This is a genomic window from Streptomyces triculaminicus, assembly GCF_017349075.1.
In the GTDB taxonomy this organism is placed as follows: Bacteria; Actinomycetota; Actinomycetes; order Streptomycetales; family Streptomycetaceae; genus Streptomyces; species Streptomyces triculaminicus.
Window position 1 is genome coordinate 574,715 of the sequence record NZ_JAFMOF010000003.1, and the last position, 13,167, is coordinate 587,881.

General features: G+C 70.8%; 10 protein-coding genes. 7 read left to right on the top strand and 3 right to left on the bottom strand.

Features of this window, described 5'->3' with window-relative positions:
- Positions 1-5 precede the first annotated feature (5 nt).
- The gene (pruA, locus tag J1792_RS21210; RefSeq protein WP_207247992.1) at positions 6-1,637 is read left to right on the top strand and encodes an L-glutamate gamma-semialdehyde dehydrogenase; all 1,632 of its coding nucleotides are present in this window, start codon (positions 6-8) and stop codon (positions 1,635-1,637) included.
- A 416-nt stretch (positions 1,638-2,053) separates the two neighbouring features.
- Complete coding sequence (locus J1792_RS21215; RefSeq protein WP_086573763.1) at positions 2,054-2,197, top strand: hypothetical protein; 144 nt, start codon at positions 2,054-2,056, stop codon at positions 2,195-2,197.
- Here the strand turns inward: J1792_RS21215 and J1792_RS21220 are convergent.
- Positions 2,191-3,894, bottom strand: coding sequence for a purple acid phosphatase family protein (locus J1792_RS21220; RefSeq protein ID WP_207247993.1), 1,704 nt, complete (start codon positions 3,892-3,894; stop codon positions 2,191-2,193). The genes J1792_RS21215 and J1792_RS21220 overlap by 7 nt on opposite strands.
- A 129-nt stretch (positions 3,895-4,023) precedes the next feature.
- Between J1792_RS21220 and J1792_RS21225 the strand changes: the two genes are divergently transcribed.
- The 4 genes from J1792_RS21225 to cimA all read left to right on the top strand — a co-directional run bounded on the left by J1792_RS21225 (position 4,024) and on the right by cimA (position 9,978).
- The gene (locus tag J1792_RS21225; RefSeq protein WP_086573749.1) at positions 4,024-5,079 is read left to right on the top strand and encodes a 3-isopropylmalate dehydrogenase; all 1,056 of its coding nucleotides are present in this window, start codon (positions 4,024-4,026) and stop codon (positions 5,077-5,079) included.
- 248 nt (positions 5,080-5,327) lie between these two features.
- Positions 5,328-6,416, top strand: coding sequence for a branched-chain amino acid aminotransferase (locus tag J1792_RS21230; protein ID WP_086573747.1), 1,089 nt, complete (start codon positions 5,328-5,330; stop codon positions 6,414-6,416).
- 249 nt (positions 6,417-6,665) lie between these two features.
- The gene (locus tag J1792_RS21235) at positions 6,666-8,018 is read left to right on the top strand and encodes an MFS transporter (RefSeq protein WP_086573744.1); all 1,353 of its coding nucleotides are present in this window, start codon (positions 6,666-6,668) and stop codon (positions 8,016-8,018) included.
- A gap of 280 nt (positions 8,019-8,298) precedes the next feature.
- Positions 8,299-9,978 carry a citramalate synthase gene (gene cimA, locus J1792_RS21240; protein ID WP_242646327.1) on the top strand — a complete coding sequence of 560 codons (1,680 nt, stop codon included), beginning with the start codon at positions 8,299-8,301 and terminating at the stop codon, positions 9,976-9,978.
- A 140-nt stretch (positions 9,979-10,118) separates the two neighbouring features.
- On the opposite strand, the gene J1792_RS21245 is transcribed toward cimA, so the two are convergent.
- A complete protein-coding gene (locus tag J1792_RS21245; protein WP_086574667.1) occupies positions 10,119-10,757 on the bottom strand; it encodes a TetR/AcrR family transcriptional regulator in 639 nt (212 codons plus the stop codon).
- Positions 10,758-10,839: 82 nt separating this feature from the next.
- Between J1792_RS21245 and J1792_RS21250 the strand changes: the two genes are divergently transcribed.
- Positions 10,840-12,414 (top strand): FAD-dependent monooxygenase, encoded by a 1,575-nt coding sequence (locus J1792_RS21250; protein ID WP_242646328.1) that lies wholly within the window; start codon positions 10,840-10,842, stop codon positions 12,412-12,414.
- Between the two features lie 11 nt (positions 12,415-12,425).
- Here the strand turns inward: J1792_RS21250 and J1792_RS21255 are convergent, their stop codons facing one another.
- The gene (locus J1792_RS21255) at positions 12,426-13,049 is read right to left on the bottom strand and encodes a YceI family protein (protein WP_086574665.1); all 624 of its coding nucleotides are present in this window, start codon (positions 13,047-13,049) and stop codon (positions 12,426-12,428) included.
- Positions 13,050-13,167 lie beyond the last annotated feature (118 nt).

Below are 13,167 nucleotides of genomic sequence, written 5' to 3' on the forward strand. Positions count from 1 at the left end.
AACCCATGGACGCCGTGACCCAGGTCCCCGCGCCGGTCAACGAGCCGGTGCACAGCTACGCCCCCGGCTCCCCCGAGCGCGCCCGTCTCGAGGCCAAGCTCAAGGAGCTGGCGGCGAACCCGATCGACCTGCCGATGACGATCAACGGCGAGAAGCGGATGGGCGGTGGCGAGCCGTTCAAGGTCGTCCAGCCGCACAACCACGCCGCCGTCCTCGGCACGTTCAACAACGCCACGCAGCAGGACGCCCAGGACGCGATCGACGCGGCCCTCGCCGCCGCCCCGGCGTGGCGCGCGATGTCCTTCGACGACCGCGCCGCGATCATCCTGCGCGCCGCCGAGCTGCTGGCCGGCCCCTGGCGCGAGACGCTGGCCGCCTCCACCATGCTGGGCCAGTCCAAGACCGCCCAGCAGGCCGAGATCGACACGCCCTGCGAGCTCGTCGACTTCTGGCGCTTCAACGTGCACTTCGCGCGCCAGATCCTGGCCGAGCAGCCGGTCGCCAACTCCGCCGGTGTGTGGAACCGCAGCGACCACCGCCCGCTCGAGGGCTTCGTCTACGCGATCACGCCCTTCAACTTCACCGCCATCGCCGGCAACCTGCCGACCGCCCCCGCCCTCATGGGCAACGTGGTCGTCTGGAAGCCGTCCCCCACCCAGACCCACTCCGCCGTGCTGCTCATGCAGCTGCTGGAGGAGGCGGGCCTGCCCAAGGGCGTCATCAACCTGGTGACCGGCGACGGCATCGCCGTCTCGGACGCGGCCCTGAACCACCCCGAGCTGGCCGGCATCCACTTCACCGGCTCGACCAAGACCTTCCAGTACCTGTGGAAGACGGTCGGCAACAACATCGAGAAGTACAGGTCCTACCCGCGCCTGGTCGGCGAGACCGGCGGCAAGGACTTCGTGGTGGCCCACCCGAGCGCCGACCCGGCGATCCTGAAGACCGCGCTGACCCGCGGTTCCTTCGAGTTCCAGGGCCAGAAGTGCTCGGCCTCCTCCCGCGCCTACGTCCCCCGCTCCATCTGGGAGAACGGCTTCAAGGAGGAGTTCGCGGCCGAGGTCGACGGCATCACCATGGGTGACGTCACCGACCTGTCGCACTTCATCGGCGCCGTCATCGACGACCGCTCGTTCGCCAAGAACAAGGCGGCCATCGACCGCGCCAAGGCCGACCCGACCTGCACCATCGTCGCGGGCGGCAGCTACGACGACTCGGTCGGCTACTTCGTGCGCCCGACCGTCATCGAGTGCACCGACCCGGAGAACGAGGTCTTCACGACCGAGTACTTCGGCCCGATCCTGGCCGTCCACGTCTACGAGGACGCCGACTTCGACGCGATGCTGGCCCAGATGGAGTCCGTCTCGGCGTACGCCCTGACCGGCTCGATCATCGCCCAGGACCGCTACGCGGCGGCCGACGCGATGGAGAAGCTCCGCTTCGCCGCGGGCAACTTCTACATCAACGACAAGTCGACCGGCGCCGTCGTCGGCCAGCAGCCCTTCGGTGGCGGCCGCGCCTCGGGCACCAACGACAAGGCGGGTGCCGCGAGCAACCTGCAGCGCTGGGTGTCGACCCGGTCGATCAAGGAGACCCTGGTCCCGCCGACCGAGTACACCTACCCCCACATGGGCTGATCAGCCCTCAGGTGAACCCCGCCCCCGACCGGCCCCTCAGCCGGCCGGGGGCGGCGTCGTTCCTGCGGGCCGCCCCCGGTCCGGCGGGACGATGCCGGCGTGGGCCCGGAGGCGGCCCGATGGCAGGTTTGTCGCGTTCCTGCCATGAGCGGATTCACCCGGTCGTCTCAGATAGTAGGAAGTCCGAGTAATCCTGCAGACATTCACGGCGCCCCTGTCCTAGCGTGGACGTCAGCCGAACCCTCCGCTCCATCGAGCGACGCGGTCGCGGCCCGTGCGACGAGCGCAGGTGACCCCTGCGGCACCGGCCCCCGCCCCTTTCCTCCGGCTGTTCGACCGACCCTCCCGGGACACCACAGGACCTCCATCGCACCCGCGCGCCCGCGCGCACTTCACCACGAGGAGACGTGACCGCCATGGCCGACACCGCCGTCCGCAGGATCCGCCGCGCCGCCCGTACGTCCGCCGGCGCCGAGGGCAAGGCCGACCGGGCGAACGCCGCCGCCGCGCTCCAGCGTGCCCTCGACCGTCGCGACAACGGCGGCGTGACCGGTCACTGACCCGCGGTCCCGCCGGTCCGCGGCCCGGCGGCACCATGCTCCGGCCCGGCCTCCCCGCCGGTGGTCGTTCCGGCCCCCCTGCCGGTGGGCGTTCCGGGCTCCGGCCCGGGATCCGCGCGCCGCCCGGAGCGGACGACCGTGAAGTGGTCGATGCGCGCCCCGCTCTCCGCCAGCGCCGTCACCCGCAGCCGGGGGCGGCGCCCCGGCTCGGCCTCGACGGCCAGGAACGAGTAGCCGGTGTAGCGCACCCGCGACCACTCCACCCGCTCCGGGCTCTTGACGCGCCCCTTGGCCCAGAAATAGCTGGGCACGCTCTCGACGCTCCTGACGTGCCCCTCGTAGCTGTCGGCGGCGGGGAAGTCGTACAGCGTCTTCCCCGCGCCGCCCGCGGTGACGTACACGATGCCGTCGCGGGCGGGGTCCACGCTCTCGCCGATGGGCACCTCCTTGCCCACGCGCGTTCCCTTTATCGCGTCGGTGCGCTCGTAGACGTGGTTGTGGCCGTTGATGACGAGGTCCACCTGGTGCTTCTCGAACAGCGGCAGCCACGCGGCGCGCACCCCGCCGTCCGAGGCGTGGCCGCGCGTGGTGGAGAAGGCGCAGTGGTGGAAGAAGACCACCAGGAAGTCGATGTCCGGCAGCTCGCGCAGCTCCCGCAGCCGGCGGTCGAGCCAGGCGGTCTGCCGGCCACGGCTGTAGCCGGCGTTGGCGGCGATCTCGTACGAGACGTCATTGGCGTCCAGCGCGACGACGCCGACGTTGCCGTAGGCGAAGGAGTAGACGCCCGGCGCGTGCCGCGGGTCGAAGCCGTTGTCCGGCAGCGCCCAGCGGGCGCTCTGCCCGCCGTAGCCGTTGGGGGAGTACCACGCCTCCATGTCGTGGTTGCCGGTGGTCACCATCCAGGGCACCCGGGCCGCCACCGACTCGGTCTGGGCCAGAAACTGGTCCCACACCCGGGCGTCGTAGACGTCCGTGGGCTTGCCCGCGCCGCTGTCGTCGGCGTAGCAGATGTCGCCGGCGTGGAGGTGGAAGGCCGGGTTCTGGCCCAGGATCAGCTGGTCGTTGGCGAGGGCGTGGTAGCTCACGCCCTGGTCGCCGAAGGCGGTGAACACGAACGGCTCGGGGCGCGAGGGGGCCGTGGTGAAGGTGCCGAGGGCGGCGAAGTGCCGGGGGTCGGCGGGGTCGTGGCCGTCGTGGCCGACGCCGTAGTAGTAGGTCTGGCCGGGCCGGAGGTCGTCCAGGGCCACGTGCAGATAGACCTGGTCGACGGCCGGCAGCTTCTTCGTCAGGGCCGGGGTGTGCAGGTCGCGCACCTCGGCGGGGATCCGTTCGCCGAGCTCCCAGGGCCGCACCCCCACGCGCACATGCGGGCGCCGGACCGCGAACGGCACCTGCCAGGAGATCCGCATCTGGGTGCGCGGGTCGGCGCCGAAGGCCAGATGGCGGCCGAAGGGCGCGACGAGCGAGCCGTCGACCCTCGCCGTGGCGGGGGCGGTGACCAGGGTGGGGGACGGCGTCCGGGCGTACGCGGCCGTACCGGCGCCCAGCAGGCCGGTGCCCGTGACGGCGCCCGCCGTGGCCGCGCCGGCGCGCAGCATTCCGCGCCGGGTGAGCCTGGTGCGCAGATACTCGTGCTGTTCCGCCATCGACATCCGGCTCGCCAGCCGGTCGGGGATTCCTACCCGTGGTGTGTCCATGCCGGGAAGGTCCCAGGAAACCCCGCCGGGGACACCCGCTTCGGCCGAACGTGGCCTGTCCGGATGGCATCGTGTCCGCGATATGGACGGTACGTGTCATCCATCGGGACGAGGGAGTACGGTCCCGGTATGTCTCGCAGCATTCGCCTCGCAGTGATCCCCGGTGACGGCATCGGCCCCGAAGTCGTGGCCCAGGGCCTCAAGGTCCTCGGCTCCGTGCTCCCTTCGGACGTCAAGCTCGAGACCAGGGAGTACGACCTCGGAGCCCGCCGCTGGCACGCCACCGGCGAGACCCTCACGGGCGTCGAGCTCGACTCCCTCAAGCAGCACGACGCGATCCTCCTCGGCGCGGTCGGCGACCCCTCCGTGCCGTCCGGCGTGCTCGAGCGCGGGCTGCTGCTCAAGCTGCGGTTCGCCTTCGACCACTACGTCAACCTGCGCCCCGCGAAGCTGTTCCCCAATACGGCTACCCCGCTCGCCGGCCGGCCCGACATCGACTTCGTCGTCATCCGCGAGGGCACCGAGGGCCCCTACGTCGGCAACGGCGGCACGATGCGCACCGGCACCCCCCACGAGGTCGCCACCGAGGTCAGCGTCAACACCGCCCTCGGCGTGGAGCGCGTGGTCCGCGACGCCTACGAGCGCGCCCGTTCCCGCCCCCGCCGCAAGCTGACGCTCGTTCACAAGAACAACGTCCTCGTCCACGCCGGCCACCTGTGGAAGAACATCTTCGACCGGGTGGGCCAGGAGTACCCCGAGGTCACCACCGACTACCTGCACGTCGACGCCGCGACGATCTTCTTCGTCACCGACCCCGGCCGCTTCGACGTGATCGTCACCGACAACCTCTTCGGCGACATCCTCACCGACCTCGCCGCGGCCGTCACCGGCGGCATCGGTCTCGCCGCCTCGGGCAACATCAACCCCGACGGCACCTTCCCCTCGATGTTCGAGCCGGTCCACGGCTCCGCGCCCGACATCGCCGGCACCGGGAAGGCCGACCCGACGGCCACCGTGCTGTCCGTGGCGCTCCTGCTGCGCCACCTCGGCTTCGAGGCCGAGGCGGCCCGCGTCGAGACGGCCGTGGCCGAGGACGTCACCGCGCGGGACGGCTCGTTCCGCACGACGGACCAGATCGGCGACGCGCTCGTATCGCGCGTACTCGCCGGCTCCGTAACCGGCTGATCCGTCCGCCCGCACGTCTCCCGACGCCACCCGTGGAAGAGCGGCACCCGCCGCCCTCCACGGGTGTGCCGTCGCGCGGACCGGATGCCACCATCGATTCCCGGCCGCGCATACACATTTTCCGTCGGGCCCCTCACGAGCGATAATCGAACGTGGGGCCGCGATATGAGGCGAAGCTCGGACGTCCTCGTACATACGGGACGGAGTGAGCGCGGTCCGCCACACACCAAGGTGAAGGACACGCATTCATGACGACGCCCACGATCGAGCTCAAGCCCTCCTCGCACCCGCTGTCCGCCGCGGAGCGGGAGAAGATCCTGGCCAGCCCCGGCTTCGGCCGCCACTTCACCGATCACATGGTGACCATCAAGTGGACCGAGGGCCGCGGCTGGCACGACGCCCAGCTCGTTCCGTACGCGCCGCTGTCGATCGACCCGGCGAACATGACGCTCCACTACGCCCAGGAGATCTTCGAGGGGCTCAAGGCCTACCGCCGCCCCGACGGCTCCGTCGCCACCTTTCGGCCCGAGGCCAACGCCCGGCGCTTCCAGTCGTCCGCGCGTCGGCTGGCCATGCCGGAGCTGCCGGAGGAGCTGTTCATCGAGGCCTGTGACGTCCTCGTCCGCCAGGACGAGGCCTGGGTGCCCGCGCACGGCGGCGAGGAGTCCCTCTACCTGCGCCCCTTCATGATCGCGACCGAGGTCGGCCTGGGCGTGCGGCCCGCCAACGAGTACCTCTTCATCGTGATCGCCTCCCCGGCGGGCGCCTACTTCCCCGGTGGCGTCAAGCCCGTCTCCGTCTGGCTCTCCGAGAACTACGTCCGCGCCGTCCCCGGCGGCATGGGCTTCGCCAAGACCGGCGGCAACTACGCGGCCTCGCTGCTCGCCCAGGCCGAGGCGGCCGAGAAGGGCTGCGACCAGGTGGTCTGGCTCGACGCGCTCGAGCGCAAGTGGGTCGAGGAGATGGGCGGCATGAACCTGTACTTCGTGTACGGGGACAAGATCGTCACGCCCGAGCTGACCGGCTCGCTGCTGGCCGGCGTCACCCGTGACTCGCTGCTCACGATCGCCAAGGACCTCGGCTACACCTCCGAGGAGGGCCGGATCTCCACCGAGCAGTGGAAGCGCGACACCGAGAACGGCACCCTCACCGAGGTCTTCGCCTGCGGCACGGCCGCGGTGATCACCCCGGTCGGCTCGGTGAAGTCCGCGGGCGCCGAGTGGACCCAGGCCGACGGGCAGCCCGGCGAGGTGACCCTGAAGCTCCGCAAGGCGCTGCTGGACGTCCAGACCGGTGCGGCCGAGGACGCCCACGGCTGGATGCACCCGCTGGGCTAGCGGACGGACGCCATGACAGCCGCTCATGAACGGCCGCGGTGAGCGGCCGTCATGAGCGGCTCTCATGTGGGGTGGGCCACGACGGGCGGCGTGCTGGTCGCGTGCTGGTCGTGCGCTTGCCGCGTGCTCGCCGCGTGCTGTCGTGCGCATGGGGTGCGTTTGTCGTGAACACAACGCACGCAAGTACGCGGGATCGTTGCCGCCCGCACCCTTGTCCGAAACCCGGCCGTTCCGCCACCGTGATCGACCATGGGACAGGGACAGGCACAGGGGCAGCAGTCACAGCATTGGAAGAAGATCTGGGTCGGCTCGGCCGGCAACATGGTCGAGTGGTTCGACTGGTTCGTCTACGCCAGCTTCGCCACGTACTTCGCGGGATCCTTCTTCCCCGAGGGCAATGACACCGCCAAGCTCATGAACACCGCCGGCATCTTCGCCGTCGGCTTCTTCATGCGGCCCGTCGGCGGCTGGCTGCTGGGCCGCGTCGGCGACCGGCGCGGCCGCAAGGCGGCGCTGACGCTGACCGTCAGCCTGATGTCCGCCTCCGCGGTGCTGATCGCCGTCGCCCCCACATACGCGGTCGCGGGCTACGGCGGCGTCGCCGTCCTGCTCGTCGCCCGGCTGCTGCAGGGGCTGTCGGTGGGCGGCGAGTACGCGGCCAGCGCCACGTACCTCACCGAGGCCTCCGCGCCGGGCCGCCGCGGCTTCGCCTCCAGCTTCCAGTACGTGTCGATGACCGCGGGCCAGATCCTGGGCCTGGGCATCCAGATCATCCTGCAGCGCACCCTCACCAGCGGTGAGCTGCACAGCTGGGGCTGGCGCATCCCGTTCGTCGTGGGCGCCCTGGGCGCGGCCGTCATCTTCTACCTGCGGCGCAACATGCTCGAGACCGATGCCTACGAGGAGGAGGCGGGCGAGGAGAGCGACGCCCAGGCCTCGGAGCGCGGGACGATCCGGGCGCTGCTGCGGCACAAGCGCGAGGCGTTCCTGGTGATCGCGCTGACCATGGGCGGCACGGTGGCGTACTACACGTACACCACCTACCTGACGAAGTACCTGTCGAACTCCGCGGGCCTGCCCAAGCAGACGGCGACGCTCGTCAGCTTCTGCGCGCTGATCGTCTTCGCCTGCCTGCAGCCGCTGGCCGGCGCGCTGTCGGACCGGATCGGACGCCGCCCGCTGCTGATCACCTTCGCCGTCGGCTCGACCTTCCTCACCGTGCCGATCATGACGATGCTCCGGCAGGCGGGGTCGTTCTGGCCCGCCCTGGGGCTGTCGCTGCTGGCGCTGGTGGTGGTCACCGGCTACACGTCGATCAACGCCTGTGTGAAGGCGGAGCTGTTCCCGACGGGCGTACGGTCCCTCGGCGTGGCCCTGCCGTACGCGATCGCCAACGCGCTGTTCGGCGGGACGGCGGAGTACGTGGCCCTGTGGTTCAAGAAGTCCGGTCTCGAGTCGGGCTTCTACTGGTACGTGGCCGGCTGCGCGGCGGTGTCGCTGGTCGTCTACCTCACCATGCGCGAGACGCGTGACATCGACCTGAAGCGGGTGGGAGGCACGCCCGACGGGCGTCTGGACGCGGACAAAGTGCCCGCATCCTGAGACTCGCCCTCATCGGGGGCCGGACCTGTGCCAGCATGCCGTCATGCTCCCGTTCGCCACGATTATTGGCAGCAGGCGCGCCGGTCCGCAGTGACCGCTTCGCACCACCCCGTACGAAGCGGACACCGTCGTCCCAGACCCGCGCGCAGACCTCTCGCACCCGCGAGAGGTTTTTGCGTTTCCGGACCACCCGCACCGGAGGCGCAGGGCGAGGGATCATAGGGGGACGGTGGAACCGGTCATTCCGGTAGACCGACATCCTCACAGGAGTCAGAGCAGCATGACGGACGCAACCGACGGACGCGACGAGCGCCTCGATCACGGACGCGACAACGGCCGCGACAACGGTCTCGACGCCGGTCTCGATGCCGACCTCGACGACGCTTTCCATGTCTTCGACACCACGCTGCGCGACGGAGCCCAGCGCGAGGGCATCAACCTCACCGTCGCGGACAAGCTGACCATCGCCCGCCACCTGGACGACTTCGGCGTCGGCTTCATCGAGGGCGGCTGGCCCGGCGCCAACCCCCGGGACACCGAGTTCTTCCGGCGCGCCCGCGAAGAGATCGACTTCCGGCACGCGCGGCTCGTGGCGTTCGGCGCCACCCGCAAGGCGGGCGTGCGCGTCGAGGACGACGCGCAGGTGGCCGGGCTGCTCGACTCGCAGGCCCCCGTCGTCACCCTGGTGGCCAAGTCCCACGACCGGCACGTCGAACTCGCCCTGCGCACCACGCTCGAGGAGAACCTCGCGATGGTGCGCGACACGGTCGCCTACCTGCGTGGGAAGGGCCGCCGCGTCTTCGTCGACTGCGAGCACTTCTTCGACGGCTACCGCGCCAACCCCGGCTACGCCACCGAGGTCGTCCGCACCGCCCACGAGGCCGGCGCCGACGTCGTCGTGCTGTGCGACACCAACGGCGGCATGCTGCCCGCCCAGGTCGAGGCGGTCGTCCGCACGGTGCTCGACAACACCGGCGCCCGCCTCGGCATCCACGCCCAGGACGACACCGGCTGCGCCGTGGCCAACACCCTCGCCGCCGTGGACGCGGGCGCCACGCACGTGCAGTGCACCGCCAACGGCTACGGCGAGCGGGTCGGCAACTCCAACCTCTTCCCGGTCGTGGCCGCCCTGGAGATCAAGTACGGACGCCGGGTGCTGCCCGCGGGCAAGCTCGCCGAGATGACCCGGATCTCGCACGCCATCGCCGAGGTCGTCAACCTCACGCCCGCCACCCATCAGCCGTACGTGGGGGTTTCCGCCTTCGCCCACAAGGCGGGGCTGCACGCCTCCGCCATCAAGGTGGACCCGGACCTCTACCAGCACATCGACCCGGAGCGGGTCGGCAACACCATGCGGATGCTCGTCTCCGACATGGCCGGCCGGGCCTCCGTCGAGCTCAAGGGCAAGGAACTCGGCATCGACCTGGGCGGCGACCGCGAGCTGATCGGCCGCGTCGTCGAGCGGGTCAAGGAACGCGAGCTGGCCGGCTACACCTACGAGGCCGCCGACGCCTCCTTCGAGCTGCTGCTCCGCGCCGAGGTCGAGGGCAGGGCGCGCCGCTACTACCGCGTGGAGTCCTGGCGCGCCATCGTCGAGGACCGCCCCGACGGCACCCACGCCAACGAGGCGACGGTAAAACTGTGGGCCAAGGGCGAGCGCATCGTCGCCACCGCGGAAGGCAACGGCCCCGTCAACGCACTCGACCGCGCCCTGCGCGTCGCCCTGGAGCGCATCTACCCCCAGCTCGCCCCCCTGAAGCTGACGGACTACAAGGTCCGCATCCTCGAAGGCAGCCTGGGCACCGGCTCCACCACCCGGGTCCTGGTCTCCACCAGCGACGAAAACGGCGAATGGTCGACGGTGGGCGTAGCCGAGAACGTCATCGCGGCATCGTGGCAGGCACTGGACGACGCGTACGCGTACGGCTTGCGGCGCGCGGGGGTCGAGCCGCAGGAGTGACCGACGGGTTGTGGGCAGTTGTTCCGCAAGGGCGGAACGGGGTGGGCACAACACGACCCACCGGCCCGCACCACGAGGGGTCCGGGGCGAAGCCCCGGTTACGGGAAAGGGGCGGGGTGGGAAACAAACCCCGCCCCCACCTACCGGTCGAACTCCGCCCCCAGCCCAGCTCCCAACAGGTCATACGCCCGATCCGCATCCGCATGCGCCTCGGGCAACGCCTCGCCGACCCCCCGCCCATCCGCCAGCTTCCGCCAGTTCTCCCGCGCCAGCCGCTGATGCACGGTGATGATCTGCGCCGCCGCCAGCCCGGCCGTCAGCGCGTCGCTTCCGCTCGCCTCGACCAGCGCCCCGGCCAGCAGCTCCTCGTCGCGGCCGGAGTAGCGGACGAGGCGCGCGAGGAGGCTGGGGGTCGTGTAGACCATGTCGTTGAAGGCGCGCACCGTGGGGTTGTCGTTGAGGCCCGTGATCGGGTCGTGGGCCTCGAGGCGCTCGTGGAAGTGCGCGCGGAGCGCGCCCAGCGGGGACTGGCCGGCCGTCCTGCCGCTCACGACGCGTGCGGCCTCGCCCTGGTGGTCCGCGATGCGGTGCAGGACCAGGTCCTCCTTGGCCGGGAAGTAGCGGAACAGCGTCGGCTTGGACACCTCGACGGCCGCCGCGACGTCCGCGACGGAGACCTGGTCGAAGCCGCGCTTGAGGAACAGCTCGACGGCGGTGTCCGACAGCGCCTGGCGCGTGCGCTGCTTCTTGCGTTCCCGTAGCCCTGGCTCGTCACTCACACCTTCACTCTAGCAGGTGACGTTACTCGGAATCTTTTGTTACTCGGTTGCATTTTCGGGCGGGCGGGTCTTTCATGGGTGCATGACTTCCATCGACGCAATGACCGACATGTCGCCCCATGAGCCGATCGACGAACTGACCGGCGTACGCGCCGACGCATCCGCCGACGCACGGACCGACGTGCTGGTCGTGGGCGCGGGGCCCACCGGACTCACCCTCGCCTGCACGCTCGCCCGGGCCGGAGCGGCCGTGCGGATCATCGACAAGTCTCCGGCTTTCCACCGCACTTCGCGGGGCAAGGGGCTCAACCAGCGCAGCCGCGAGCTCTTCCACGACCTCGGGGTGGAGGAGCGGGCGGCGGCCTTCGGCGTCGAGCGCATCGCCCTGCGCAAGTACCGCGGCGGCGTCGCGGTCGCGGACTCCGTCCCGTTCGCGGACCGGGTGGCCACGCCCGACGTCCCCTACGCCGGCGGGCTGCTCATTCCCCAGTGGCGCACCGAGCAGGTCCTGCGCGACCGGCTCGCCGAATACGGCGTCGAGGTCGAACTGGGCTGTGAGCTCCCGGGATTCACCCAGGACGGGGACGGGGTCGTCGCGACGCTCGCCGACGGGCGGCGCGTCACGGCCGCGTATCTGGCGGGCTGTGACGGCGGCCGCAGCCCGGTGCGCAAGGCGCTGGGCGTGGGCTTCGAGGGGGAGACCGATGCCGAGGAGTGCATGGTGATCGGCGACGTCCGGGCCGACGGGCTCGACCCCGCCTACTGGCACCAGTGGTTCGACGAGAACGCGGCGATCATGCTCTGCCCGTTCAAGGGCACCTCGCACTGGCAGTTGCAGGGCGCGCCCGAGCGCGACGCCGAGGGGCGGCCCCTGCCGCCGTCGCTGGAGAGCTTCCAGCGGCTCTTCGACCAGTGCGCGCGGATGCCCGGAGTGCGGCTGTCCGACCCCACGTGGTTCTCCACCTACCGCATCAACGTCCGCATGGCCGACCGCTTTCGCGTCGGGCGGGTCTTCCTCGCCGGCGACGCCGCGCACGTCCACTCGATAGCCGGCGGCCTGGGCATGAACACCGGCATCCAGGACGCCTTCAACCTGGGCTGGAAGCTGGCGCTCGTGGTGCGCGGGCTGGCCGGGGCCGGGCTGCTGGACACCTACGAGGAGGAGCGGCTGCCGGTCGCCGCGTGGACGCTCGACGTCACGAACGAGCGGCTGCGCGCGGTGCTCGAGGGGGTGCGGGAGGCCGGTGTGGGAACGGAGGTCGGGCTCACGGACGACGTCACCACGCTGGGGGTCGGCTACGGCTGGGGCGGCCTGGCGTGGGGCGGTCCGAAGGCGGGGGAGAGGGCGCCCGACGCGCCCTGCCGGGACGCCGCGACAGGCGAGGACATACGGCTCTTCGACGTCTTCGCCGGCCCGGAGTTCACTCTGCTCGGCGTCGGCCCGGACAGCGCCGAGGCCCTGGCGGAGGCGGAGGAGAAGTGCGCGGGCCTGCTGACCACGCGCCTCGTCGACGACCACGAGGGCCATGTGCGACGCGGGTACGACATGGACGGTGACGGGCTCGTGCTCGTACGGCCCGACAACCATGTCGCGCTGAGCGCGGGTGTGGACCGAGGCGCGGAGGTCGTCGACCGTCTGCTGCGCCTCGGCCGCTGACACCGCATGGATCAGGCCTGGGGGGCGGTCTTGACGGCGGAGATGTCGAAGGTGAGCTTCACCTTGTCGCTGACCATCACGCCACCGGCCTCCAGGGCCGCGTTCCAGGTGAGTCCCCAGTCGGAGCGCAGGATCTCCGTGCCGCCCTCGAAGCCGACGCGCTCGTTGCCGTAGACGTCGGTGGCCGAGCCGTTGAACTCGAGGTCGATGCTCAGCGGCCGGGTGACGTCCTTGATGGTGAGATCGCCGGTCAGGCGGTAGCGGTCGCCGCCCAGCTGCTCGGCGGAGGTGGAGCGGAACGACATCAGGGGGAAGGCTGCGGCGTCGAAGAAGTCGTCGCCCCGCAGGTGGGCGTCGCGGTCCTTGATGCCGGTGTCGACGCTGTCGATCGTGACGTCGATGGTGGCGGTGGAGCGGTGGGGGGCGGAGCCGTCGAGGCGGAGCGCGCCCTTGTAGTCGGTGAAGGAGCCCTTGACGTTGGTGACCATCGCGTGGCGCACGGTGAAGCCGATGCTGCTGTGAGCCGGGTCGATGGCGTAGTCGCCGGTCAGGGCGGCCAGTGCGGGGTCCACGTCGAGGACGGCGGCGGGGGCGGAGGTCTCGACGGTGTTCTGCTTGCGGGAGAAGAAGCCCATGACATGCTCCAGGTCGGGTTGTAGTTCAACTTTCAACGAGATTGAGCATAGGGCCATCTCGTTCAACTTTCAACATGTTCGGTGGCGGGACTTCCCGGCGCCGGGATTTTCGGCCGGA